We start from the raw sequence: 23,291 nt of genomic DNA on the forward strand, positions 1-23,291 counted from the left end.
GAATTTCGGATGTTTCGCTCCATGTTTACGTGACACCTCACACTCTGCACCGCGTCACCGAGACGGTGTGCCGGGTGGTCGACGAATACGTCGCCGATCGCGATATCTTCGCGTGGCGCTTCACACTTCCGGTGGAGTGCGACGAACCCACCCACACCGTCCTCGAAACCCAGTGGCGGCTGGAGCATCCCGGCGTCGAGCCGGAACAGCGCCGCACCTACGAGATCGCGCTCAGCCTGGTGGGCGAGGCCCGCCAGCTCACCAAGGCGGGCATCACGAAACTCGAGCAGCGACTGGTGCTCGAACTCTCCGCCGAGGACCCCATCCCCTACATCGTGCACGCCCTACAGCGCGAGAATTTCGAACTCGAAGAGAACCGCGAGCTTATCTAGCGGTCCCGCAACGCACATCGGGCCGCACCCCAAGGGGTACGGCCCGATAAGTGCGTTGTCTCAGCGCCGCGCCGGGAAGTGGCGAATCACGCCCTCCTGCACCGTGGTCGCGAGCAGATCGCCGTTGCGGCCGTAGAAGTGGCCGCGGGCCAGGCCGCGCGATCCGGCCGCCACCGGGGACTCGGTGGCGTACAGCGACCAGTCGTCGAAGCGGAACGGGCGGTGGAACCAGATGGAGTGGTTCACCGTCGCCGCCAGGATGCGATCGAAACCCCAGGACAGCCCGTGCGTGGTGATGATCGAGTCCAGCACCGTGGTGTCCGACGAATACGCCAGCGCCGCAACGTGAATCAGCGGATCATCGGGCAGTGCGCCGTCGGTGCGCATCCACACCCGGTTGTGGTCCAGCGTCTCGCCGGTGCCCTTGAGGATCCAGGCGGGATCGTTGGTGTAGCGCATCTCGATCGGATGCGGGGCGTTGACGAACATCTCGAGCTTGTCCTCGAGCCCCGCGAACGACTCCTCCACCCGGGCAAGGCCTTCCGGGCCCGGCACGTCCGGCAGCGGAGCGCCGTGCTCGAGACCCTTACCCCAGTCCTGGAAGGCCGCGAGCATGACGAACAGCTCCTGGCCACCCTGATACGCCGTCACCGTGCGGTTGGCGAAGGAGCGGCCGTCCCGGTGCCGATCGACGTGATATTCGATCGGCGCCTTGGGATCTCCGCCACGAACGAAGTGCGCGTTGACCGCGTGGATGGGTCGCCCCGGCCCCACGGTCCGCCCCGCGGCGATGATCGCCTGCGAGACCAGCTGGCCGCCGAACGTGCGGCTCCACACCTTCTCGGGATGTTGACCGAGGAAGATGTCGGGGCCGTTCTCCTCCAGATCCAGCAGGCGCAACAGCTCCCGCAGATCGTCGGACATACCGGCCCCCTCGGGGTCCGCGACGACGTCCGAAGACGTCTCGTCCAGCGACGCACTCAAATTAGTGGTCCTCCTCGCCGATGCGATGCACGTGGATCAGGTTGGTGGACCCGACAGTACCCGGCGGGGAGCCGGCCACGATGACCACCAGATCGCCCTTCTTGTACCGGCCGATCGACAGCAGAGCATTGTCCACCTGGTGGATCATCTCGTCGGTCGTGCCCACCGGAGGAACGATGAACGTTTCCACGCCCCACGTCAAGGACAACTGGCTGCGAATCGCGGCCTGCGGGGTGAAGGCCAGCAGCGGCAGTGGGGTGTGCAGGCGAGCCAGGCGGCGCACCGTGTCACCGGACTGCGTGAAGGCAACCAGCGCTTTGGCATTCAGCCGCTCGCCGATGTCGCGGGCGGCGTAGGAGATGACACCGCGCTTGGTGCGCGGCACGTGGGTCAGCGGCGGAACCCGGGTGGAGGACTCGGATTCCACGGCGTGCACGATGCGGGCCATGGTGCGCACGGCCTCGATCGGGTAGTCGCCGACCGAGGTCTCGCCCGAGAGCATGACCGCGTCCGCGCCGTCGAGCACCGCGTTGGCCACGTCGGAGGCCTCGGCGCGGGTCGGCCGCGAGTTGGTGATCATGGATTCCAGCATCTGGGTGGCCACGATGACCGGCTTGGCGTTCTCGCGGGCCATCTGCACCGCGCGCTTCTGCACCAGCGGCACCTGCTCGAGCGGCAGCTCCACGCCCAGGTCGCCACGGGCGACCATGACGGCGTCGAACGCCAGCACGATGGCTTCCAAATTGTCGATGGCTTCGGGCTTTTCGAGCTTGCCGATGATCGGCACCCGGCGGCCCACGCGATCCATGATGTCGTGCACCAGCTCCACATCGGAGGGCGAACGCACGAAGGACAGCGCGATGAAGTCCACGCCCAGCTTCAGGGCGAATTCCAGGTCCTCGATGTCCTTTTCGGACAGGGCCGGCACGGAGACGTCCATGCCCGGCAGCGAGACACCCTTGTTGTTGGAGACAGGACCGCCCTCTGTCACGCGACAGACCACGTCGTTGTCCTCGACGCGAACGACCGTCAGGCCGACCTTGCCGTCGTCAACGAGCAGTCGGTCGCCCGCCTTGGCGTCCTTGGCGAGATGTTTGTAGGTAGTAGAGACCCGGTCGTGAGTTCCGATGATGTCGTCGACGGTGATGCGGACTTCCTCACCGGTGGCCCAGACGGTTTTGCCGTCTCCGATGAACCGGCCCAAGCGAATCTTGGGCCCCTGCAGGTCGGCGAGGATACCGACAGCACGACCCAGCGTATCGCTGGCCGCACGCACCTTCTTGTAGTTATCGGCATGATCGGAATGCTCGCCGTGGCTGAAGTTCAGGCGAGCAACATCCATGCCACTTTCGACGAGCTCACGAATCCGGTCCTCGGATGACACAGCAGGTCCGAGGGTGCACACAATCTTCGTTCGTCGCATCACGGCTTCAACCCTAGACCTGTGATAACCCTCATGCCGAGCCCGGCACACACATATACGGTTCTCGTAAGCAGCCGTTCAGCTATTTCCTGGTCAACGGGCTACATGCCTGGCCAGCACGCTCTCCAAGCCACTTTGACCGAAGCCGAGAATCAGACATATTACCCAGTAGTAGATAGCCGCGACACCATAGAGCGCGAAGAAGTCGAAGGTGGGTGCGGCGGCCATCTGAGCGGTCCGCAACAGCTCGGTCACCAGGATGGTCGACGCCAGCGACGTGTCCTTCACCAACGAGATCAAGGTGTTCGACAACGGCGGCACCGCGATGCGCGCGCCCTGCGGCAGGATGATCATCCGCAGCGCCTGCGGGTAGCTCATGCCGACCGCGTAGGACGCCTCCCACTGCCCCCGGTCGACCGACAGGATCGAGGCCCGAATGATCTCGGCCGCATAGCCGCCCACGTTCAGGCTGAACGCGATCACCGCCGCCGGGAACGGGTCGATCACGATATCGAACGCGGGCAGGCCGTAGAAGATGATGAAAAGCTGCACCAGTAGCGGTGTTCCGCGAATCAGCGAGATGTAGAAACGCGCGGCCGCCGACAGCAGCCGATTGTCCGACATCCGCGCCAGCGCCACGAACAGCGCGATCGCCAGCCCGACCACGAAAGTGATCGCGGTCAGCGGCAGAGTGGTGGTGAGCGTGGCCTTCAGCATCGGCCACAGGTTGTGCCGGACCAGTGCCCAGGTGGCGTCGTCCATCGTCGAAATGTCCTGTGCGGCTTACTTGCTGACGTCCGTGCCGAAATACTTCTCGGAGATCTTGGCCAGCGTGCCGTCGGCGCGCAGCTGATCGAGCGCCGAGTTGACCTGGTCGGTCAGCGCCTGCGAATCCTTGCGCGCGGCGAAGGCCTGCTTGGAGGTGGCGCCGGTCTTGCCGACGATCTGGATGGTGCCGGTGCCCTGCGCCTTGGTGAAGGCGTTCACCGCGAGGGTGTCGTTGACGGTGGCGTCGGCGCGGCCGGTCTTGAGCAGCTGCACGGCCTCGACGAAGCCGGGGATGGACTCGACCTTGCAGCCCGCGGTCTTGGCGACGTCGGCCCAGTTGCTGGTCTCGGACTGCGCGCAGGTCTTGCCGCTGAGGTCGGCCAGCGAGTGGATGCCGTCGTTGCCGGACTTGGTCACGATCACGCCCTCGGAGACGGTGTAGGGCGCGGACAGCGAATACTTCTGCTGCCGTTGGTCGTTCACCGTCACCTGGTTGGCGATCAGGTCGACGCGCTTGGATTCCAGCGCGGCGAACAGCGAATCCCAGGGCGCGGTGGTGAATTCCACCTTCTTGCCGATCTTGTCGCCGACGGCCTTGATCACGTCGACGTCGTAACCGGTGAGGGTGCCGTTGTCCTGGTAGGTGAACGGGGAGTAGTTGCCCTCGGTCCCGACCCGCAGGACGTTCGCATCGTCCTTGCTGCTACTGCACGCCACCAGCCCGGCGGCGGCGACTACGGCGAGCATGACGGCGGCGAGCTTACGGCGCACGGGGTGGACCTCTCCTCGGGCGTGGGATCACCACGCGTTGAACAACCGACAAAGGGTACGCCAGAGACCAACTGGTCGGGTCAACAAATCATCAGGGTGAGCCGAAACCTGGTGCGGATACGCAGGTCATGATATGCGCGAACGGACGCCACCCCTTCGAGTGACGCCCGTTCACGAGCGAGTGTCGCCGCCGCTCACTCGCGCAGCGGACGGCCCTGCGGGTCGGGCACCTTGCCGGTGAGGATGAGGATGCCGTCGATCAGCGCCCAGATACCGCAACCGCCACAGGTGACCAGCTGCAGCACACCGATGGTGGTGTAGCCCATGTAGAAGCGACCCAGACCCAGGCCGCCGACCAGCAACTGCAGCAGGCCCGCGGTCAGTTTGCTCTTGTCGGACAGCGGAACTCCGAACGGATCCCGGCCGTAGGGGGCCTCCGGGTCACCGCCGTAGGGGCCCGCCGGACCCGGAGCGCCATAGCCCGCGGGCTGGCCGTAGCCGCCGGGCTGACCGACCGGATAGGGCTGCTGGCCCTGCTGGAAAGGCTCCTGGCCCTGCGGAAACGGCTGCTGCCCTTGCGGGAACGGCTGCTGCCCGTAGGGCTGCTGCCCGTACTGCGGGCCGGTGCCGGGCGCACCGTACTGCGGGCCCTCGGAGCCCGGCTGCTTGTCGAATGGGTCGGTCACTCGCGTCCTCCTGATCGCGGACCGCCCCCCGTCGGAACGGCCCCACCGGTTGCGAACCCGCCGAGCGGCCGGGCTGCGCCGATTGCCGCCACGCTGGAGTTCAGGAGTCATTGTCGCCGGTCACGACGTATTCGTCGTGCCGAACGATGCGTATTCCGTCACTCCCGGACCACAACCACCGGATTCGAAACAGTTATCGCGATCTTCGACGGATTCGTTGCCGGGAGAACGCTGTTCACCGCGCGCGGCGAACTACATGGCGCTCACCGAGCGCGCGTAGTTCACCTGCTGCATGACCATCGGGAAGGTGGACTCGTTCTGCGCGGCGATCAGCGTCGAGTGGTAGCGACCCGCGCTGGTCACCGTGACCTGCACATACCCGGTGATCGACTTCTGCTTGATGAGCAGGAACAGCAGCCCGAGAAAACACATCGGCAGGAACAGGATGGCGAGCACGACCGCGTAGGCCGGAGTCGATTCCGAGGACTGCGACATATCGGTGGCGGTCCAGACCGCGCCGCGCAGCGGCAGGGTGCCCGCCGGGGTGGTGACCAGTCCCTCGGAGATCCCGATATCGCCGATGGCCAACAGGAATCCGGGCTGCCGGGGTGCCGCGACGGGCATGGCCACCGGCAGCGGCGCGGAATAGTTCGGCTGCGCCGGATAACTCGGCTGCCCCTGCGCCCCGTAACCCGGCGGGAGTGCCGGTCCGGTTCCGGGTGGCCCGTACTGCGGCCCACCGAAACCGGGTTGCTGCTGGAACGGATCCGTCACGTGTCCTCCTGGCTCCGCACGGGTCCGCCAGTCGACCCACGCCCCCTCCCGCCGTACTTCTCCCACCGGCGGCTAGGAGCCGATTCTAGCCCCCGAATCATGGCCGCGCGCAGGGCAATTCGGGGGCATCGGGATCAGGATTCGGCTTTGCCGGATTCGACCTTTTCGACGGTGTCCGCCTTTTCCGATTCCGGGTCCTTCGATTCGGAAGACTCGGTCTCGGTCTCGACCGGTGACGCGGATTCGGCGGTGTCGGATTCGGACGGCTCCGGATCACTCTTCGCCTCGGAATCGGCGTCATCCGAATCGGGCGTCTTGTCCGCCTCGGTCGAATCACCCACGGCCACGGCGGTTCCGACCGCACCCGCGGCGCCGAAGGCCCGCAGGGCGCCCAGCTGCCACGGCCACGGGCGTTCGATGTCCGGGCGGAGCTGTTCGGCGGCTTCGCGGCCCTTGGTCGCGAACAGGAAATAGGCCAGGGCACACAGGAATACGATCGCCGAGGTGAAGGAGTTGATGCGGATGCCGAGGATGTGGGTGGCCTCGTCGTCGCGCAGCAGCTCCACGAAGAAGCGGCCGAAGCAGTAGACCGCGACATAGAGGGCGAACAGGCGGCCGTGGCCGATGCGGAACTTGCGGTCCACGTAGAGCAGCACCGCGACGCCGAGCAGGTTCCAGATCAGTTCGTAGAGGAAGGTGGGCTGGACGATCGCCTTGACCACACCGTTGGAGATGCCGCTCATCATGTCCGGGTTGCCGTTGGCGTCGAACCGGTCGTAGATCTCGAGGCCCCACGGCATGGTGGTCTTGCGGCCGAACAGTTCCTGGTTGAAGTAGTTGCCGAGGCGGCCGACCGCCTGCGCCAGCAGAATGCCGGGCGCGATGGCATCGCCGAAGGCGGGCAATGGAATCCGGTACACCCGGCAGCCGATCCAGGCGCCGAGCGCGCCCAGCGCCACCGCACCCCAGATGCCGAGGCCGCCCTGCCAGATCGCCCACCAGTGCGCGTCGGGCTGGCGGTTGGCGCCGAAGTACTTCTCCCAGTCGGTGGCCACATGGTAGAGCCGCCCGCCGATCAGGCCGAACGGCACCGCGAACATGGCCACGTCGAGCACCATGCCGGACTGTCCGCCGCGCTGCTGCCAGCGCTTCTCGCCCAGCCAGATGGCCAAGACGATGCCGAGGATGATGCAGATCGCGTAGGCGCGCAGCGGGAACGGGCCGATATTCCACACCCCGCGCGGCGGGCTGGGAATGTAGGCCAGGACTTCGGCGCCGGTGCTTTCGGCCAGGGCTCGTATGGTCACGGGTCCCCACCGTAGCGGAGTTCACCACCACCCCGCGGACACAGGCCCCCGGGGCGGTACGTGTTCAGCCCACGGTCATCTCGCGTCGACCACGTCCGGCCGCTCCCCTGTGCCTGTTATCGCTGATCATGGCGAGAATCAGCGACAGCACCGCGCCGACCGAACCCGCCGCCTTCGTCGATGCCGATTCCGGTGCGCCCGAGCCGATCGGCATGACCGGTCCGTAGTTCAGGAAGCCTGATGACGATCATGAATCCGGTAACGCAACAGGTATACGAAGACGTTCGCGAAGGCGATGTTCTTCTCGGGCGGCCACGCCCGGTGCGGTGCGGGTGCTGTGGGGCGCAGGGCGATTCAGCTTGATTTCGAAGTTAACTGAAAGTTATCCGAGTTCTGGAATTGTCAACAGGTTCGAATTTCTGGTTGAAACAAAGAAAGGGCGTGTACCGAATTCGGTACGCGCCCTTTCGAAATACTGTGGGGCTACGAGGAAACCCTTGCCGAGCGCACGCCCTGCGCGAGTTCGGCGGTCAGGGTCCGGATCGCGTCCAGACCCTGTGCGGCGGCGCTCACCAGCGCCGAGCCGACGATGACACCGTCTGCGTAGGAGGCGATTTCGGCTGCCTGCGCGCCGCTGCGCACACCGAGGCCGACACCGATCGGGATGTCGGAGTGGCTGCGGATGCGCGCGCACAGCGCCGGGGCCATCGACGAGACCGCGTCGCGGGCGCCGGTGACACCCATGGTGGAGGCGGCGTAGACGAAGCCCTTGGACGCCTCCAGGGTCTTGACCAGACGCTCCTCGGTGGAGGAGGGCGCGACCAGGAAGATGCGGTCCAGGTTGTGGGTGGACGAGGCCACGAACCAGTCGTCGGCCTCCTCCGGAATCAGGTTCGGGGTGATCAGGCCGAGGCCGCCCGCCGCCGCGAGGTCGCGGGAGAAGGTGTCGACGCCGTACTTCAGCACCGGATTCCAGTAGGTCATCACGACGGCCTTGCCGCCGGCCTGCGAGATGGCCTCGACGACCTTGAACACGTCGCGCACCCGGACACCGCCGGCCAGGGCCTGTTCGGCGGCGCGCTGGATGGTGGGGCCGTCCATCACCGGATCGGAGTAGGCGATGCCGACTTCGATGATGTCGCAACCGGATTCGACCATGGCCTTGCAGGCGTCGATGGAGCCCTGCACGTCCGGGTATCCGGCGGGCAGGTAACCGATCAGCGCGGCGCGGTTGTCCTCGCGGCAGGCCGCGAAGGTGTTGGCGAGACGAGACTGCTGGCTCACTTCTTGTCTCCCTCGGACTTGTCGAACAGCCCGAACCATTCGGCGGCGGTGTCCATGTCCTTGTCACCGCGACCGGACAGGTTGACCACGATGATCGCGCCCTCGCCGAGCTCCTGGCCCAGCTTCAACGCGCCCGCCACGGCGTGCGCGGATTCGACGGCCGGGATGATGCCCTCGGACCGGCTCAGCAGCAGCAGCGCGTCCATCGCCTCGGTGTCGGTGATCGGGTAGTACTGCGCCCGGCCGGTGTCCTTGAGGTAGGCGTGCTCCGGGCCGACGCCCGGGTAGTCCAGACCCGCTGAGATGGAATGGGATTCGATGGTCTGGCCGTCCTCGTCCTGCAGCAGGTACGAGTACGCGCCCTGGAACGCGCCCGGCGAGCCACCGGTGAAAGTGGCGGCGTGCCGGCCGGTTTCGACACCGTCGCCCGCGGCCTCGTAGCCGACCAGGCGCACGCCCGGATCGTCGAGGAAGGCGTGGAAGATGCCGATCGCGTTGGAACCGCCACCGACACAGGCGGTTACGGCGTCCGGCAGGCGGCCGGTCAGCACCTGCACCTGCTGGCGCGCCTCGAGGCCGATGATGCGCTGGAAGTCGCGCACCATGAGCGGGAACGGGTGCGGGCCCGCGGCGGTGCCGAAGCAGTAGTAGGTCTGCTCGGCGTTGGTGACCCAGTCGCGCAGCGCCTCGTTGATGGCGTCCTTGAGCGTCTGCGAACCCGTTGTCACACTGATGACTTCGGCGCCGAGCAGGCGCATGCGGGCCACGTTCAACTGCTGGCGCACGGTGTCGACCGCGCCCATGTAGATGACGCATTCGATGCCCAGCAGCGCGCACGCGGTCGCGGTGGCGACGCCGTGCTGACCGGCGCCGGTCTCGGCGATGACGCGGGTCTTGTTCATGCGCTTAGCCAGCAGTACCTGGCCGAGCACATTGTTGATTTTGTGAGAACCGGTGTGGTTCAGGTCTTCCCGCTTCAGCAGGATGCGCGCGCCACCGGCGTGCGAGGCCAGGTTCTTGCACTCGAACACCGGCGACGGACGCCCGGTGTAGTCGCGCTGCAACCGGTCGAGCTCGTCGAGGAAGCTGGGATCGACGCGGGCCTTGTCGTATTCGGCGGTGACCTCTTCGATCACGGCCATCAATGCCTCGGGTACGTGGCGGCCGCCGTACACGCCGAAGTGCCCACCCAGATCGGGCTCGTGGCTCTTGTGCGTGATGCCCGCGCTGGCCTGCGGCAGGCCGAGAACGTTTTTACCGGAAGCGTTCTGGGTTTGAGTCATCGCTGCTTTCACCGGCCCCGGCGAACCGGCTTCGGGCAGGACGGATGGGTTCCGGCGGTCACCAGCTCGGCCACCGCGGCACGCGGGTCGCCACTGGTCACCAGGCCCTCGCCGACGAGCACGGCGTCCGCGCCCGCACCGGCGTAGGCCAGCAGGTCGGCGGTGCCGCGAATGCCGGACTCGGCCACCCGGATCACTTCGCTGGGCAGGCCGGGGGCGATGTGCGCGAACACATCCCGGTCCACCTCGAGGGTCTTGAGGTTGCGCGCGTTGACACCGATCACGCTGGCTCCGGCCTCCAGGGCGCGGTTGGCCTCCTCCTCGGTGTGCACCTCGACGAGCGCGGTCATGCCGAGCGATTCGGTGCGGTCGATGAGGGCGGAGAGCACGTCCTGTTCGAGGGCGGCCACGATCAGCAGGATCACGTCCGCGCCGTGGGCGCGGGCCTCGTGGATCTGGTACGGGCCGACGATGAAGTCCTTGCGCAGGACCGGGATGTCCACGGCCGCGCGGACCGCGTCGAGATCGGCGAGCGAGCCGCCGAAGCGGCGCTGCTCGGTCAGCACGCTGATGATGCGCGCGCCGCCGTCCTCGTAGGCACGGGCCAGGTCGGCGGGGTTCGGGATGTCCGCGAGCGTGCCCTTGGAGGGGCTGGACCGCTTCACCTCGGCGATCACGCCGATGCCCTCGGCGTGCAAGGCGGCCTTGGCGTCACGCGGGGACTTGGCCTTCGCGGCGGCGGCTTTCACGGCCTGGAAATCCAGGAGGGCTTCCCGGGCGGCCACATCCGCGCGGACCCCGTCGAGAATCGAGTCGAGTACCGTCATCTGGCTCGAATCCTTTCTGGGGAGACGGACTTGCTGCCTGAGAATCCCCCCAGGCGCTGTCTCACCGATGCTGATAAAGAGTAAATGGCTATGTTCCCATGCTTGACAGCGGGGCCGGAGTCGGCTGCGGCACCACTGCAGTTCCCAGTTCAGCGCCCTGCGGCGGCCGCTCCCCCGGAACTTGGATTGTCGTGTGCGGCACCGCCGTTGGCGCCAGATATGTCACCGTCGTTGGCGTCCGCGTCGGTCGGATCGACGCCTTCATCGAGGGCGTCCCAGAGCACTCGGCCCGACAGCTGGCCCGCAGCGGCCCCCTGTGACCCGGAATCCTCACCCTGACCACGGGCGTGATGTGCGGCAACCTGCTCGGCCGCCGACAGCTTGCGATTGGCCGGATTGTCGTACTTCCCGGACATCCGCGCGGCCTCCGAGGACTGCCGGACCAGCAGCAGTCCGGCCACGAACGCGGCCACCGCACCGGCCAGCGAAACCACCGCGGGCAGCGTCGAGGTCGTCATCGCGCCCGCGTGATCGCCGCCGTGCAACTCGGCCAGCCGGGCCGCGCGTTCGGCCGCGCCCCGGTGCATCAGCAGGGCGTACGCGGGCACCGCGGACACCGCCGCCAGCACCGCGACCACCACGCCGACCGCGCGCCGCCACCAGCCGTGGGTGGCGAACACGGCCGCGATGGTGGCCAGGAAGACCAGCGCCAGTGGGGTGAGCGCGCCGAACCAGACGCCGCCGTCGAGATCCTTGTGGCGCGGCAGGCCGTAATCGCTGGTGATCTCGAGCCGCACCCAGTTCATTCGCGAGGACACCCACAGCAGGGCGGCCGCGACGGCCAGCAGCGCGACCGCCGACAGCGGGCGTTTACGGGTCGTGGGCACGTCGGATCCGGCAGCGGCATCGGCGTCGGCCAGATCGGCGGCTATCGCGCGCTCCGCCGTGCTCGCGGCATCGGATTCCGTGGTGCCCGCGCCTTCGGCACGCGAGTCGGGTTGTGCCACGGCGTTTTCCGCACTGCCCGCCGACGTATCGGCGTCCGGATCACTCATTCGGTCTTGCCGTTCGGGAGGTAGGCGCGCACCGTCTCGGCGGCGGCGATGGCCTTGAGCACGGCCATCGCCTTGTTGCGGGATTCGACGTCCTCGTAGTCCGGGTCGGAGTCGGCGACCACGCCCGCGCCCGCCTGGACGTAGGCGGTGCCGCCCTTGAGCAGCGCGGTCCGGATGGCGATGGCGGTATCGGCGTCACCGGCGAAGTCGAGGTAGCCGACCACGCCCGCGTACACGCCGCGTCGGGTGGGCTCGAGTTCCTCGATGAGCTCCATCGCGCGCACCTTCGGCGCACCCGACAGCGTGCCCGCCGGGAAGCAGGCCTGCACCGCGTCGAGGGCCACCTTGCCCGGCTTGAGTCGGCCCGACACCGTCGAAACCAGGTGCATCACATGCGAATACCGCTCGACATGCCGGTATTCGGTGACGCGCACCGTGCCCGGCTCGCACACCCGGCCCAGATCGTTGCGGCCCAGATCGACGAGCATCAGGTGCTCGGCGTTCTCCTTCTCGTCGGCGAGCAGGCCCTTCTCCAGCAGGAGATCGTCCTCCTCGGTGACCCCGCGCCAGCGGGTGCCCGCGATCGGATGGGTGGTGGCCACCCCGTCCTTCACGGTGACCAGCGATTCGGGGCTGGAACCGACGATGGAGAACGCCGTGCCGCCGGAACCGTCCGGAATGTGCATGAGGTACATGTACGGGCTCGGGTTCGAGGCGCGCAGCATGCGGTAGAGGTCCAGCGGCGTGCCGTGGTACTCCATCTCGAAGCGCTGCGAGAGCACCACCTGGAAGGCCTCGCCCGCCTCGATCTCCTTGACCAGTCGCCGCACGCCCGCACCGAATTCGTCGGAGGTGCGCTGGCGGCGGAACCGCGGTTCGGGGGTGTCGAAGACCGAGACGGTGGAGTCGGCGGGCGCGGCCAGCGCGGCGGTCATCCGGTCCAGGCGGGCCACCGCGTCGTCGTAGGCCTCGTCGACGCGTTCGTCGGTGCCGTTCCAGTTGACGGCGTTGGCGATCAGGGTGATCGCGCCCTCGTGGTGGTCGAAGGCGGCCAGGTCGGTGGCCAGCATCAGCACCATCTCGGGGACCTGGAGGTCGTCGAGGGCGATCAGCGGCAGGCGTTCCATCCGCCGGACGGTGTCGTAGCCGAGGTAGCCGACCAGGCCGCCGGTCAGCGGCGGCAGGCCGGGCAGCCGCTCGGTGCGCAGCACCTCGAGGGATTCGCGCAGTGCGACGAGCGGATCGCCGCCCACCGGGGCGTCGGCCGGGGTCTGGCCCAGCCAGGCCGCCTCGCCGTCGACCACGGTCAGGGCGGACGGACTGCCCGCGCCGATGAACGACCATCGGGACCAGGAGCGGCCGTTCTCGGCCGATTCCAGCAGGAAGGTGCCGGGCCGGTCAGCGGCCAGTTTGCGGTAGGCCGAGAGCGGAGTCTCGGAGTCCGCCAACACCTTTCGGACCACCGGGACCACCCGGTGGTCGGCCGCGAGCTCCCGGAACCGCTCCCGGGAGGTGGTGGTGTTCTGGGGGAAACCCTGCGCGCCGTGCATGGGGCCATCATTCCAGGCCGGGCAACCGGTATCTAAATCGCGTTCGCGGCCCAGCCGAGAGCGCACCTGTGGCGAATACATGGAGCGGTCGTCACTAGACTCGGCATCCCCAATCGAGAGGAGTTCAACACAGATGTACCCCTCGCAACCGATAGCACCGGAGGGTCCCCGGCACGCGGCCCCGCAGCAGCTGGGCCACATGCCCGGCCAGCCGCCCCGGATGATGAATCTCAACAACGGCGGCGGCAAGTACTCCGCCATCGCCTCGTTCGTCACCTACGTGAAGGCGCTGGAGTCCATCGATCCGCGCAACTTCCCGGACGAGTACGCCGAGCACACCGATCGCATCCGGGAGCTGAAGCCGTTCCTGCGCGCGCACGGCATCCTCGATGTCATGGATATCAAGAACCCTGAGGTCGCCGCCCTGATCGGCGTGTGATCGCGCGTTTGCCGTCCGCTGTCGGAATCGGTGCGCACCACCGCACCGATTCCGCCTGTGCCGCACCACGATCGCCGATACCTCGCGCACGATGAATTCGGGGTAGGGTGCGGGTATGAAGGCAGGCCAGCTCGCTCCGAATTTCGAGCTCCAGGATCAGTCAGGCACCCCGCGTTCGCTCGAGTCGTTGCTCGCGGACGGTCCGGTGGTGTTGTTCTTCTACCCCGCCGCCAACACCACGGTGTGCACCGCCGAGGCGTGCCACTTCCGGGATCTGGCAACGGAATTCAAGTCCCTGGGCGCGTCCTGCGTCGGGATCAGCGCGGACTCGGTGGACGTGCAGTCCGGGTTCGCCGAGAAGCAGGGGCTGAGCTACCCGGTGCTCTCGGACCCGGGCGCGAAGGTGGCCGCCGAGTTCGGTGTGAAGCGCGGCCTGCTGGGCGCGCTGATTCCGGTCAAGCGCACCACCTTCGTCATCGATCCGGATCGCACCATCGCCAAGGTGATCAACAGCGAGCTGCGGGCGAACGTACACGCCGACGAGGCGCTGGAATTCCTGCGTAGCCGCAGCTGAATCCCTTTTCACCGACGAAACGGTAATTCCGGGCAGCCACACGGCCGTCCGGAATTGTTCGTCAGTACGCCCGGAATGTGGCATAGGCCCGGAGTGGCGATCGCTGCGGCGTCGCACGCGCAGGCATAACCTAGGGCTATGACTACGCCCAGCGAGGACCTGCCGGAGCGCAAGCGTTCAACCTTCGTCACGTGGCGCAATCGAATCATCGCGGTCGTGGTGGCCCTGGCGGTGCTGTGGGTGGCGTATCTGATTCTGTCCGCGTTCATTCCGCGATGGTGGGCGCAGCGAATCGCCGAAATGGTGCACGGCAGTTTCAGCAAGGGCATGTGGTACGGACTGCTGTTCGGATTACTCGGCACGCTCGTGCCACTTTTGCTGCTGCTGGTGGCCGGACTCGGTTGGCGCAAACGGGGCGGTCCGTTCATTGCGGGCGGTTCGGCGGTCCTCGCCCTGATCACGGCCATCCCGAATTTGATGCTGCTGACCATCGTGCTGGGCAACTCCAATGCCGCACACGCCGGTGAGCGCATTCTCGATGTGGACGCGCCCGCATTCCGCGGCGCCGCGCTGACCGGCGCGATCATCGCCGCCGTACTGTTCCTCGGCGTGGCATTTCTCGTGGCGCGCAGGCGATTCCGTCGGCATCGTGCCGAACGCCGTCCGGTGGAGCCGGAAAAGCCGCGCGTGTCGAGCGAAACTCCGCCCAATCCTCCGGAGTTCGGCACGAACTGATTCATCCGCGCGACACGCGTGATGGATGTCACGTCATTCAGCAACGCCGTGACTGACGAGCGAAATCGTGGCAAACTTTGACGAGCGGGTGACTCGTTCGTTGCTGTATCGCAGGCTCTCCAACCGGCCGGCACCACACGTCACCCGGCTGCTACGAGAGGGCGCGCACGGTGACCAAGTGGTTGAATCCGATGGAACAGCAAGCTTGGCGGGCGCTTGTCGCCCTCACCACGCGCCTCCCAGCCGCCCTGGACACTCAGCTCCAGCGCGAGTCCGGCATAACGCATTTCGAATACTTCGTGATGACTCTGCTCTCCGAAGAGCCCGGACATCGTTTGCAACTCAGTGAACTCGCGCAAAAGGCAAACGCATCGCTATCACGACTCTCGCATGTCGTGTCGAAGCTCGAAAGGCTCGGCTGGGCCCAACGCGTCACCATCACCGGACGCCGCGGCGCCCAGGCAGTGCTGACCGACGCCGGGTTCCGCAAGGTGACCGAGGCCGCGCCCGGCTACCTGGAATGCGTGCGCGGACTGGTCTTCGACGGCCTCGACGAGGAGCAGGCCGCACAGCTGCTGGCGCTCACCGAGATCCTGCTCGGGCAGCTCGACAAGGGCATGTCGCGCGGCATCGGCCGCTCGGGGCGGCCGATCTCGCAGTTCGAGGTCGAGGATCCGGACGGCTAGCGGGCCGAATCGTCCGCTGCCAGCAGCACATCGGTGTCGAAGCAGGTGTGGGTGCCGGTGTGGCAGGCCGCGCCCTCCTGATCGACGATGAGCAGCACGGTATCGCCGTCACAGTCCAGGCGCACCTCGTGCACGTACTGGGTGTGGCCGGAGGTCTCACCCTTGACCCAGTACTGCTGGCGGGACCGCGAATAGTACGTGCCCTTGCGGGTTTCCAGGGTGCGGGCGAGGGCCTCGTCGTCCATCCACGCCATCATCAGCACGTCGCCGGTGGACTTCTCCTGCGCGACCGCGGCGAACAGCCCGTCGGCATTGCGCTTGAGCCGGGCCGCGATCGACGGATCCAGGGCGCTCATCGGACCGTGATTCCTTCCGTGCGCATGGCGTCCTTGACCTGACCGATGGTGAGGTCGCCGAAGTGGAAGACGCTGGCGGCCAGCACCGCGTCCGCGCCGGACTGCACGGCGGGGGCGAAATCGGCGACCTTGCCCGCGCCGCCGGAGGCGATCACCGGGACCGAGACCGCGGCGCGCACGGCGCGGATCATCGGCAGGTCGAATCCGGCCTTGGTGCCGTCGGCGTCCATCGAGTTGAGCAGGATCTCGCCGACGCCCAATTCGGCTCCGCGCACGGCCCATTCGACCGCGTCGATGCCGGTGCCGCGCTTGCCGCCGTGGGTGGTGACCTCCCAGCCCGACGGGGTCGGGTCCTGGCCGGCGGGCACGGTGCGGGCGTCGACCGAGAGCACGATGCACTGCGAGCCGAAGCGCTCCGACATCTCGCGCAGCACTTCGGGTCTGGCGATGGCGGCGGTATTGACCGACACCTTGTCCGCGCCCGCGCGCAGCAGGCGGTCCACGTCCTCGACGGTGCGGACGCCGCCGCCGACGGTGAGCGGGATGAAGATCTGCTCGGCGGTGCGGGTGACCACGTCGATCATGGTGCCGCGGTCGCCGGTGGAGGCGGTGACGTCGAGGAAGGTGAGCTCGTCCGCGCCCTGAGCGTCGTAGGTGGCGGCCAGCTCGACGGGATCGCCGGCGTCCCTGAGGTTTTCGAAGTTGACGCCCTTGACGACGCGTCCGGCGTCGACGTCCAGACAGGGAATCACGCGTACCGCGAGTGTCATTGTTCCGCCTCTCCGCGGACTCGATCGGCGGTGTCGGCGATCAAATCCAGTAGTTCCTCGTGCACGCCGGGCGCGGCGGCCAGCACCGAACCGGACTCGATGGTCCAGTCCTGGCCCAGCAGGTCGGTGACCACACCGCCCGCGGCCCGCACCAGGGCCACGCCCGCGGCGTTGTCCCACGGGTGATGTCCGAACACCACGGCTCCGCCCAGAATTCCGGAGGCGGTGTAGGCCAGGTCGATGCCGGTCGAGCCGTACATGCGCTGGCGGCCGGACAGCCGGCTCAGCGCGCCCAGCAGGTTGAAGCGGAAGATGCCCGGAATCCGGCCCGCCCCATCGAGATTGAAGCTGCCGAAGCCGATCATCGCACCCGCGAGTTTGATGGGGGCCAAGGGCGGCAGCGGTTTTCCGTTGAGCAGCAGCGGGCCGCCGGCCATCGCCGCGTAGCGCTGGCCGAGGATCGGCAGCCAGGTCAGGCCGATGACCGGGACGCCGTCGCGGACCAGTGCCAGCAGCATCCCGCACATGGGGCTGCCCGCCGAATAGTTGAAGGTGCCGTCGATCGGGTCGAGTACCCAGGCGGTGCCCGAGATCAGTTGCGGCCCACCGTATTCCTCGCCGTGCACCGGGATGCCGGTGCGGGCGCTGAGCTGCGCGGAGATGGTGCGTTCGAGTTCCAGGTCGAGTTCGGTCGCGAAGTCGTTGCGGCCCTTCTCGACCGCGCTGGGAGCGCCGATCCCCTCCACGAAACGCGGTGCGGCAGCGTCGAGCACATCGCTGGCGATGCTGAGCAGCTCGGCGAGTTCCATCCGGCTAGCTGACCGCGGCCAGGGCTTCGGGCAGCGTGAACCGGCCCGCGTACAAGGCTTTTCCGATGATGGCGCCCTCGACGCCCTCGGGCACCAGGGTCGCGATGGCGCGCAGGTCGTCGAGGACGGAGATGCCGCCGGACGCGATGACCGGTGCCTCACAGGCATTGGCGACGTGCGCGAGCAGTTCCAGGTTGGGGCCGGTCAGCGTGCCGTCCTTGGAGACGTCGGTGACCACGTAGCGCGAGCACCCGTCGCGTTCGAGCCGCTCGAGCACCTCCCACAGGTCGCCGCCGTCGGTGACCCAGCCGCGCCCGCGCAGCCGCCACTCCCCGTCGATCAGCTTCACGTCCAGCCCGACCGCGATCTTGTCGCCGTACTCACCGATGGCCCGAGCACACCAGTCCGGGTTCTCGATGGCCGCGGTGCCGATATTGACCCGCGCGCACCCGGTCGACAGCGCCGCCTTCAGCGACTCGTCGTCTCGAATACCGCCCGACAGCTCGACCTTGACGTCGAGCTCCCCGATCACCCCGGCCACCAGATCCCGATTGCTGCCCTTGCCGAACGCCGCGTCCAGATCCACCAGATGCACCCATTCGGCCCCGGCCTGCTGCCAGGCCAGTGCGGCGTCGCGCGGCGATCCGTAGCTGGTTTCGCTGCCCGCCTCCCCCTGAACCAGGCGCACGGCCTCACCATTGGCGACATCGACGGCAGGTAGCAGCACAAGACTCACGCAAGCATCCTAGTGGTTACCCCCGGCTCCCCCGCTTTCGGCCTCATCGCCGAATTCGAAGGGTTGCCGCCGCCCGGAGGCGCATGCTTGACATCGGCGGGTGGACGCCGGGCTTCGACCTCATCGGGAGGGGTTTCTCGTGCTGCGAACTGTGGGAATCGTGATGACCGCGCTGGCCATGGTGGCCGCGTTCTCCGGCTGCGCGAAGAGCGACGAGTCGGGTACTGCCAGTGGGCAACTCACCGCGCAGCGCAGTGCGAGTGCGCAGACCACCTCCGCCTTACCGCCCTCGGCACGGTCCGCCGCGGCGGCCCCCGGCGATCCCGCCTGCGCCCCGGATCCGGCGGCCATCCGGAACGCGGCCGCGACCCTGGCCCCGGTGACGATGGGAACCGCGACCTGGCAGTGGTCGGTGCCGCCCGTCGGCACGGAACCGACGGTGAACGGAATCTGCTCGACGCTGTCGGCCTACCTGCTCACCATCCACGGTGGAACAGCGAGCTCCCCCATGCAGGTCCTGCTGTTCCATCAGGGCAGCTACGTGGGAACGGCCGAGCAGAACTGGAATTCGTTCATCTCGGCGGACCAGTCCCGCACCACCGCCGACACGGTCGGCTTGAAATACATGATCCCGGGCAGTTGCGACGCCTGCTCGGACGGCACCTTCTACTGCGCCCAATTCCATTGGGACGGAAAGTCAGTGCAGGAGATCGGCAAGCCACCGGAGAACTCGGCGGGCAACGAGACACCGGGCTCGACCAAGTGCTGATTCCGCGGTCAATCCGAGTGGGAGTGCTCCTCCAGGATGCGGGTGAGCAGTAGCACCAGGTTGGCGCGGTCGGCCCCGGAGAAGCCTGGAAGTAGTTCTCGCTGCGCCTGTTCCAGGCGTTCGTCGAGGTCGTGGAGGTGGCTGCGGCCGGCGGGGGTGAGGGTGAGGGTGTTGCGGCGGCGGTCGGTGGGGTCGGGGGTGCGGTGGAGGTGGCCGTGGGCGGAGAGGTCGTTGACGGCGGCTGCTACGTCGGAGCGGTCTATGCCGGTGCGGCGGCCCACTTCGGCTTGGCTGGCGGGGCCGTGTTCGTCGAGGGTGACCAGGATGGCGTAGTGGTAGCGGCGGGAACCGGTGTCGGCCAGGGCCTTGTCGGTGGCGCGGTTGGCGAGGATGGCCGCCTGGGTGAGCAGCCGGGTCGGCAGGGCGCGCAGCCGACCGGAAGGGCCTTCGGGTGCGGTGTCCATGCGGGCAATCTAACCGCGAAACCCCCGCTGGGAGCGGGGGTTTCGGGGGTCAGAGGGAGTCGATCCAGTTGCGCAGGAGGTGGGCTCCGGCGTCGCCGGATTTCTCCGGGTGGAACTGGGTGGCGCTCAGGGGGCCGTTCTCGACGGCGGCCAGGAACGGGACGCCGTGTTCGGCCCAGGTGAGTTTGGCGGGGGCCAGGTGGGAGCCGTCGTCGGTCCAGGTCCAGTGCTGGGCGGCGTAGGAGTGGACGAAGTAGAAGCGGGTGTCGGCGTCCATGCCCGCGAACAGCACGCTGTCGTCGGGGGTTTTCACCGTGTTCCAGCCCATGTGCGGGAGGATCGGCGCGTCCAGACGTTCCACCACGCCGGGCCATTCGCCGCAGCCTTCGGTCTCGACGCCGAATTCGACGCCGCGCTCGAAGAGGATCTGCATGCCGACGCAGATGCCGAGGATCGGGCGGCCGCCCGCGAGGCGCTTGCCGATGATGCGCTCACCGCGCACCGCCAGCAGCCCGGCCATGCAGGCCGCGTACGCGCCGACGCCGGGGACCACGAGACCGTCCGCGTTCAGGGCGATCTCGGGGTCGGCGGTGATGGTGACCTCGGCACCGGTGCGGGCCAGCGCGCGGCTCGCGGAGTGCAGGTTGCCGGAACCGTAGTCCAGCAGGGCGATCTTCTTGGTCATAGCGAACCCTTGGTGGAGGGGATGCCGGACACCCGCGGGTCGTATTCGACCGCGGCGCGCAGAGCCCGTGCGACAGCCTTGAATTCGGCCTCGGTGATGTGGTGCTGGTCGCGGCCGTAGAGCACCCGCACGTGCAGGGCGATGCGGGCGTTGAGGGCGATCGACTCGAAGACGTGGCGGTTGATGACCGTCGAGTAGGACGCGGTCGGCGCCACGCTCGGAATGATGGTGTGCAGCATGTGTTCCGGCTCGCCGGTGTGCACGCAGTACGGGCGGCCCGAGACGTCGACGACCGCGTGCGCGAGGGTCTCGTCCATCGGAATGAAGCAGTCGCCGAAGCGGCGGATGCCCTTCTTGTCGCCGAGCGCCTGACCCAGCGCCTGACCGATGACGATGGCGGTGTCCTCGACGGTGTGGTGGGCCTCGATCTCGATGTCGCCCTTGGCCTGCACGGTCAGGTCGAAGCTGCCGTGCTGGCCGAACGCGGTCAGCATGTGGTCGTAGAACGGGACACCGGTGGAGATGTCGGTCTTGCCGGAGCCGTCGAGGTTGAGCTCCACCGTGATGCTGGATTCGCGGGTGGTGCGCTCGATACGAGCGATGCGGTCGGTCATCGGGTCAGCTCCTCGGACGCCAGTTTCGCGCTGACGCGCAGGAATTCGTCGTTCTCGGCGGCCAGGCCGATGGTGGTGCGCAGGTAGCCGGGGATGCCGACGTCGCGGATGAGCACGCCCTCGTCGAGGTAGTGCTGCCAGGCCCGCGGCGCGTCGGTGAAGCGGCCGAAGAGCACGAAGTTGGCGTCCGACGGAATGACGTCGTAGCCCTGCTCGGTGAGCGCGGCCATCACCCGATCACGCTGCGCCGCCAATTCCGCGACGCTGCCGAGGGTTTCGTCGGCGTGCCGCAGGGCGGCGCGCGCGGCGGCCTGCGTCACCACGGACAGGTGGTAGGGCAGGCGCACCAGCAGCATGGCGTCGATGACGGCGGGCGCGGCCACCAGGTAGCCGAGGCGGCCGCCCGCGAAGGCGAACGCCTTGGACATGGTGCGGCTGACCACCAGCTTGGTCGGGTACGCATCGATCAGCGTGATGGCGCTGGGCGCGGCGGAGAACTCCCCGTACGCCTCGTCGACCACCACGATGCCGGGCGCGGCGTCGAGGATGCGCTCCAGATCCGCGAGCGGGATGCTGTGCCCGGTCGGGTTGTTGGGGCTGGTCACGAAGACCACGTCGGGCTGCTTCTCGCCGACCACCAGCACCGCGTAGTCGATGTCGAGGGAGAAGTCGCCGTTGCGCTTGGCCTCGATCCACTCGGTGTCGATGCCCTCGGAGATGATCGGGTGCATCGAGTACGAGGGCACGAAACCCAGTGCGCTGCGGCCGGGTCCGCCGAAGGCCTGCAGCAGCTGCTGCAGGATCTCGTTGGAACCGTTGGCGGCCCACACGTTCGCGACGTCCACCGCGACACCGGTCTGGCGGGTCAGGTATTCGGCCAGCTCGGTGCGCAGCGCGACGGCGTCGCGGTCCGGGTAGCGGTGCAGGTCGGCGGCGGCCGCGCGCACGGATTCGGCGACGTCGTCGACCAGCGCCCGGCTCGGCGGGTGCGGGTTCTCGTTGGTGTTGAGCTGCACGGGCACCGTCAATTGCGGTGCGCCGTAAGGGCTCTTGCCGCGCAGGTTGTCGCGCAGCGGCAGGTCATCCAGGGAAATATTCGATCCGGGGACAGTCACAGCGCTCACCGCAGTTCTCCGAATCGCGCCTGCACGGCCTGCCCGTGTGCGGGCAGGTCCTCCGCATTGGCCAGTGCCACAACGTGTCCCGCAACGTCCTTCAGGGCGGCCTCGGAGTACTCGACCACGTGGATGCCGCGCAGGAACGTCTGCACGCTCAAACCCGAGGAGTGCCGGGCACATCCGGCGGTGGGCAGCACGTGGTTGGATCCCGCGCAGTAGTCGCCCAGCGACACCGGCGACCACGCGCCGACGAAAACCGCTCCGGCGGAACGCACCTGGGCGGCCACGGCGGCGGCGTCGGCGGTCTGGATCTCGAGGTGCTCGGCCGCGTAGGCGTTGACCACCCGCAGCCCCTGCGCGATGTCGTCGACGAGCACGGTGCCGGACTGCTTGCCCGACAGCGCTTCCGCGACGCGGTCGTGGTGCTTGACCACGGCCATCTGCGCGGTCAGGGCGGCATCCACCGCGTCGGCCAGTTCCACGCTGTCGGTGACCAGCACGCTGGCGGCCAGCACATCGTGTTCGGCCTGCGAGATCAGGTCGGCGGCCACGTGCACCGGGTCGGCGGTGGCGTCGGCGAGGATGGCGATCTCGGTGGGCCCGGCCTCGGCGTCGATGCCGACCAGGCCGCGGCACAGCCGCTTGGCGGCGGTCACGTAGATATTGCCGGGTCCGGTGATCATGTCGACCGGTTCCAGCTGCGCGCCGTCGGTGTCGATGCCGCCGTAGGACAGCAGCGCCACGGCCTGCGCGCCGCCGACCGCCCACACCTCGGTGACGCCGAGCAGCTGCGCGGCGGCCAGGATGGTCGGGTGCGGCAGCCCGTCGAACTGCGCCTGCGGGGGCGAGGCGACGACCAGCGAGTCGACGCCGGCGGCCTGTGCGGGCACCACGTTCATGACGACCGAGGACGGGTAGACGGCATTGCCGCCGGGCACGTAGAGCCCGACCCGCTCGACCGGCACCCAGCGTTCGGTGACGGTGCCGCCGGGCACCACCTGGGTGACCTTGTCGGTGCGGCGCTGATCGTCGTGCACCTTGCGGGTGCGTTCGATGGCGACCTCGAGGGCGGCGCGCACGGCCGGATCCAGTTCGGCGAGAGCACGTTCCAGTTCGGCGGCGGGCACGCGCACCACGGCGGGCCGCACTCCGTCGAACTTCTCGCTGTACTCCTGCGCGGCCTCGACGCCCCGATCGCGGATCGCCTCCACGACGGGCCGCACATGATGCAGCACCGAGTCCACGTCGACGCCTCCACGCGGCAGTGCCGCGCGCAGTTCGGCAGCAGTGGGAGTACGTCCGCGCAGGTCTTCGCGGGCGAGCTCGATGCGGCTGGTCATAGCAGTGTGCAGTCCTTGTCTGTGCGGAATTCGAGGGGTCCGCGGGCAGCCGTAACTGCCGTGTGACCGGCTACCAGCCTATCCGGTGACCG

27 protein-coding genes are annotated in these 23,291 nt (G+C 67.9%); 6 read left to right on the forward strand and 21 right to left on the reverse strand.

Annotated elements, in window-relative coordinates:
* Window positions 1-29 precede the first annotated feature (29 nt).
* Entirely contained in the window at window positions 30-392 is a 363-nt protein-coding gene (locus OG300_RS19125) for a hypothetical protein (RefSeq protein WP_405497818.1), read from the forward strand.
* 60 nt (window positions 393-452) lie between these two features.
* Here OG300_RS19125 and OG300_RS19130 read toward each other — a convergent pair whose 3' ends face one another.
* The 12 genes from OG300_RS19130 to OG300_RS19185 all read right to left on the reverse strand — a co-directional run bounded on the left by OG300_RS19130 (window position 453) and on the right by OG300_RS19185 (window position 13,104).
* Window positions 453-1,316 carry an acyl-CoA thioesterase gene (locus OG300_RS19130; protein WP_405498595.1) on the reverse strand — a complete coding sequence of 288 codons (864 nt, stop codon included), beginning with the start codon at window positions 1,314-1,316 and terminating at the stop codon, window positions 453-455.
* A 61-nt stretch (window positions 1,317-1,377) separates the two neighbouring features.
* On the reverse strand, window positions 1,378-2,802 hold the full coding sequence (pyk, locus tag OG300_RS19135; protein ID WP_405497820.1) for a pyruvate kinase: 1,425 nt from the start codon (window positions 2,800-2,802) through the stop codon (window positions 1,378-1,380).
* A gap of 90 nt (window positions 2,803-2,892) precedes the next feature.
* Window positions 2,893-3,561: an amino acid ABC transporter permease gene (locus OG300_RS19140; RefSeq protein ID WP_405497822.1), complete on the reverse strand. Its 669-nt coding sequence runs from the start codon at window positions 3,559-3,561 to the stop codon at window positions 2,893-2,895.
* 21 nt (window positions 3,562-3,582) lie between these two features.
* Window positions 3,583-4,338, reverse strand: a complete 756-nt coding sequence (locus OG300_RS19145; protein ID WP_405497824.1) for a transporter substrate-binding domain-containing protein — start codon at window positions 4,336-4,338, stop codon at window positions 3,583-3,585.
* Window positions 4,339-4,532: 194 nt separating this feature from the next.
* Window positions 4,533-5,024 carry a TM2 domain-containing protein gene (locus OG300_RS19150; RefSeq protein ID WP_405497826.1) on the reverse strand — a complete coding sequence of 164 codons (492 nt, stop codon included), beginning with the start codon at window positions 5,022-5,024 and terminating at the stop codon, window positions 4,533-4,535.
* A 252-nt stretch (window positions 5,025-5,276) separates the two neighbouring features.
* Window positions 5,277-5,798 (reverse strand): hypothetical protein, encoded by a 522-nt coding sequence (locus OG300_RS19155; protein ID WP_405497828.1) that lies wholly within the window; start codon window positions 5,796-5,798, stop codon window positions 5,277-5,279.
* Between the two features lie 134 nt (window positions 5,799-5,932).
* Window positions 5,933-7,105 carry a prolipoprotein diacylglyceryl transferase gene (lgt, locus tag OG300_RS19160; protein ID WP_405497829.1) on the reverse strand — a complete coding sequence of 391 codons (1,173 nt, stop codon included), beginning with the start codon at window positions 7,103-7,105 and terminating at the stop codon, window positions 5,933-5,935.
* A 483-nt stretch (window positions 7,106-7,588) separates the two neighbouring features.
* The gene (gene trpA / locus OG300_RS19165) at window positions 7,589-8,389 is read right to left on the reverse strand and encodes a tryptophan synthase subunit alpha (protein WP_405497831.1); all 801 of its coding nucleotides are present in this window, start codon (window positions 8,387-8,389) and stop codon (window positions 7,589-7,591) included.
* Complete coding sequence (gene trpB, locus OG300_RS19170; RefSeq protein WP_405497832.1) at window positions 8,386-9,672, reverse strand: tryptophan synthase subunit beta; 1,287 nt, start codon at window positions 9,670-9,672, stop codon at window positions 8,386-8,388. Before trpB ends, trpA begins: the two co-directional genes overlap by 4 nt.
* 8 nt (window positions 9,673-9,680) lie before the next feature.
* The gene (gene trpC / locus OG300_RS19175; RefSeq protein ID WP_405497834.1) at window positions 9,681-10,499 is read right to left on the reverse strand and encodes an indole-3-glycerol phosphate synthase TrpC; all 819 of its coding nucleotides are present in this window, start codon (window positions 10,497-10,499) and stop codon (window positions 9,681-9,683) included.
* A gap of 149 nt (window positions 10,500-10,648) precedes the next feature.
* The gene (locus OG300_RS19180) at window positions 10,649-11,554 is read right to left on the reverse strand and encodes a TIGR02234 family membrane protein (RefSeq protein WP_405497836.1); all 906 of its coding nucleotides are present in this window, start codon (window positions 11,552-11,554) and stop codon (window positions 10,649-10,651) included.
* Window positions 11,551-13,104: an anthranilate synthase component I gene (locus OG300_RS19185; RefSeq protein WP_405497838.1), complete on the reverse strand. Its 1,554-nt coding sequence runs from the start codon at window positions 13,102-13,104 to the stop codon at window positions 11,551-11,553. The genes OG300_RS19180 and OG300_RS19185 overlap by 4 nt, the downstream gene beginning before the upstream one ends.
* A 133-nt stretch (window positions 13,105-13,237) precedes the next feature.
* Here OG300_RS19185 and OG300_RS19190 point away from each other — a divergent pair, with 133 nt between their 5' ends.
* From OG300_RS19190 to OG300_RS19205, 4 genes are all read left to right on the forward strand, one after another.
* Window positions 13,238-13,543, forward strand: a complete 306-nt coding sequence (locus OG300_RS19190) for a hypothetical protein (RefSeq protein ID WP_405497840.1) — start codon at window positions 13,238-13,240, stop codon at window positions 13,541-13,543.
* A gap of 115 nt (window positions 13,544-13,658) precedes the next feature.
* Entirely contained in the window at window positions 13,659-14,117 is a 459-nt protein-coding gene (locus OG300_RS19195) for a peroxiredoxin (protein WP_405497842.1), read from the forward strand.
* A gap of 138 nt (window positions 14,118-14,255) precedes the next feature.
* Window positions 14,256-14,852: a permease gene (locus OG300_RS19200; protein WP_405497844.1), complete on the forward strand. Its 597-nt coding sequence runs from the start codon at window positions 14,256-14,258 to the stop codon at window positions 14,850-14,852.
* 191 nt (window positions 14,853-15,043) lie between these two features.
* The gene (locus OG300_RS19205) at window positions 15,044-15,538 is read left to right on the forward strand and encodes a MarR family winged helix-turn-helix transcriptional regulator (RefSeq protein WP_405497846.1); all 495 of its coding nucleotides are present in this window, start codon (window positions 15,044-15,046) and stop codon (window positions 15,536-15,538) included.
* Here OG300_RS19205 and hisI read toward each other — a convergent pair.
* The 4 genes from hisI to priA are packed head-to-tail and all read right to left on the reverse strand — an operon-like array spanning window position 15,535 to window position 18,209.
* Complete coding sequence (gene hisI / locus OG300_RS19210; protein ID WP_405497848.1) at window positions 15,535-15,894, reverse strand: phosphoribosyl-AMP cyclohydrolase; 360 nt, start codon at window positions 15,892-15,894, stop codon at window positions 15,535-15,537. The two genes, OG300_RS19205 and hisI, sit on opposite strands and share 4 nt — an antisense overlap.
* On the reverse strand, window positions 15,891-16,664 hold the full coding sequence (gene hisF, locus OG300_RS19215; protein ID WP_405497850.1) for an imidazole glycerol phosphate synthase subunit HisF: 774 nt from the start codon (window positions 16,662-16,664) through the stop codon (window positions 15,891-15,893). The genes hisI and hisF overlap by 4 nt, the downstream gene beginning before the upstream one ends.
* Window positions 16,661-17,473 (reverse strand): inositol monophosphatase family protein, encoded by an 813-nt coding sequence (locus tag OG300_RS19220; protein ID WP_405497852.1) that lies wholly within the window; start codon window positions 17,471-17,473, stop codon window positions 16,661-16,663. Before OG300_RS19220 ends, hisF begins: the two co-directional genes overlap by 4 nt.
* 4 nt (window positions 17,474-17,477) lie before the next feature.
* Window positions 17,478-18,209 (reverse strand): bifunctional 1-(5-phosphoribosyl)-5-((5-phosphoribosylamino)methylideneamino)imidazole-4-carboxamide isomerase/phosphoribosylanthranilate isomerase PriA, encoded by a 732-nt coding sequence (gene priA / locus OG300_RS19225; protein ID WP_405497854.1) that lies wholly within the window; start codon window positions 18,207-18,209, stop codon window positions 17,478-17,480.
* Window positions 18,210-18,348: 139 nt separating this feature from the next.
* On the opposite strand from priA, the gene OG300_RS19230 reads away from it, so the two are divergent.
* Window positions 18,349-18,978 (forward strand): LppP/LprE family lipoprotein, encoded by a 630-nt coding sequence (locus OG300_RS19230; RefSeq protein WP_405497856.1) that lies wholly within the window; start codon window positions 18,349-18,351, stop codon window positions 18,976-18,978.
* A gap of 8 nt (window positions 18,979-18,986) precedes the next feature.
* On the opposite strand, the gene OG300_RS19235 is transcribed toward OG300_RS19230, so the two are convergent.
* The 5 genes from OG300_RS19235 to hisD are packed head-to-tail and all read right to left on the reverse strand — an operon-like array spanning window position 18,987 to window position 23,199.
* The gene (locus OG300_RS19235) at window positions 18,987-19,442 is read right to left on the reverse strand and encodes a MarR family winged helix-turn-helix transcriptional regulator (protein WP_405497857.1); all 456 of its coding nucleotides are present in this window, start codon (window positions 19,440-19,442) and stop codon (window positions 18,987-18,989) included.
* A gap of 49 nt (window positions 19,443-19,491) precedes the next feature.
* Complete coding sequence (gene hisH, locus OG300_RS19240; protein ID WP_405497859.1) at window positions 19,492-20,127, reverse strand: imidazole glycerol phosphate synthase subunit HisH; 636 nt, start codon at window positions 20,125-20,127, stop codon at window positions 19,492-19,494.
* Entirely contained in the window at window positions 20,124-20,741 is a 618-nt protein-coding gene (gene hisB, locus OG300_RS19245; protein WP_405497861.1) for an imidazoleglycerol-phosphate dehydratase HisB, read from the reverse strand. The genes hisH and hisB overlap by 4 nt, the downstream gene beginning before the upstream one ends.
* A complete protein-coding gene (locus OG300_RS19250) occupies window positions 20,738-21,865 on the reverse strand; it encodes a histidinol-phosphate transaminase (RefSeq protein ID WP_405497863.1) in 1,128 nt (375 codons plus the stop codon). Before OG300_RS19250 ends, hisB begins: the two co-directional genes overlap by 4 nt.
* Window positions 21,862-23,199, reverse strand: coding sequence for a histidinol dehydrogenase (gene hisD, locus OG300_RS19255; protein ID WP_405497865.1), 1,338 nt, complete (start codon window positions 23,197-23,199; stop codon window positions 21,862-21,864). Before hisD ends, OG300_RS19250 begins: the two co-directional genes overlap by 4 nt.
* Window positions 23,200-23,291 lie beyond the last annotated feature (92 nt).

It is taken from the genome of Nocardia sp. NBC_00511, assembly GCF_045161165.1.
Classification (GTDB): Bacteria; Actinomycetota; Actinomycetes; order Mycobacteriales; family Mycobacteriaceae; genus Nocardia.

Coding starts and splice junctions, on each gene's coding strand:
- OG300_RS19130 (WP_405498595.1), bottom strand. CDS start 1,316: ATGTCCGACGATCTGCGGGAGCTGTTGCGCCTGCTGGATCTGGAGGAG.
- OG300_RS19140 (WP_405497822.1), bottom strand. CDS start 3,561: ATGGACGACGCCACCTGGGCACTGGTCCGGCACAACCTGTGGCCGATG.
- trpB (WP_405497832.1), bottom strand. CDS start 9,672: ATGACTCAAACCCAGAACGCTTCCGGTAAAAACGTTCTCGGCCTGCCG.
- trpC (WP_405497834.1), bottom strand. CDS start 10,499: ATGACGGTACTCGACTCGATTCTCGACGGGGTCCGCGCGGATGTGGCC.
- OG300_RS19180 (WP_405497836.1), bottom strand. CDS start 11,554: ATGAGTGATCCGGACGCCGATACGTCGGCGGGCAGTGCGGAAAACGCC.
- OG300_RS19185 (WP_405497838.1), bottom strand. CDS start 13,104: ATGCACGGCGCGCAGGGTTTCCCCCAGAACACCACCACCTCCCGGGAG.
- OG300_RS19190 (WP_405497840.1), top strand. CDS start 13,238: ATGTACCCCTCGCAACCGATAGCACCGGAGGGTCCCCGGCACGCGGCC.
- OG300_RS19195 (WP_405497842.1), top strand. CDS start 13,659: ATGAAGGCAGGCCAGCTCGCTCCGAATTTCGAGCTCCAGGATCAGTCA.
- OG300_RS19200 (WP_405497844.1), top strand. CDS start 14,256: ATGACTACGCCCAGCGAGGACCTGCCGGAGCGCAAGCGTTCAACCTTC.
- OG300_RS19205 (WP_405497846.1), top strand. CDS start 15,044: ATGGAACAGCAAGCTTGGCGGGCGCTTGTCGCCCTCACCACGCGCCTC.
- hisI (WP_405497848.1), bottom strand. CDS start 15,894: ATGAGCGCCCTGGATCCGTCGATCGCGGCCCGGCTCAAGCGCAATGCC.
- hisF (WP_405497850.1), bottom strand. CDS start 16,664: ATGACACTCGCGGTACGCGTGATTCCCTGTCTGGACGTCGACGCCGGA.
- OG300_RS19220 (WP_405497852.1), bottom strand. CDS start 17,473: ATGGAACTCGCCGAGCTGCTCAGCATCGCCAGCGATGTGCTCGACGCT.
- OG300_RS19235 (WP_405497857.1), bottom strand. CDS start 19,442: ATGGACACCGCACCCGAAGGCCCTTCCGGTCGGCTGCGCGCCCTGCCG.
- hisH (WP_405497859.1), bottom strand. CDS start 20,127: ATGACCAAGAAGATCGCCCTGCTGGACTACGGTTCCGGCAACCTGCAC.
- hisB (WP_405497861.1), bottom strand. CDS start 20,741: ATGACCGACCGCATCGCTCGTATCGAGCGCACCACCCGCGAATCCAGC.
- hisD (WP_405497865.1), bottom strand. CDS start 23,199: ATGACCAGCCGCATCGAGCTCGCCCGCGAAGACCTGCGCGGACGTACT.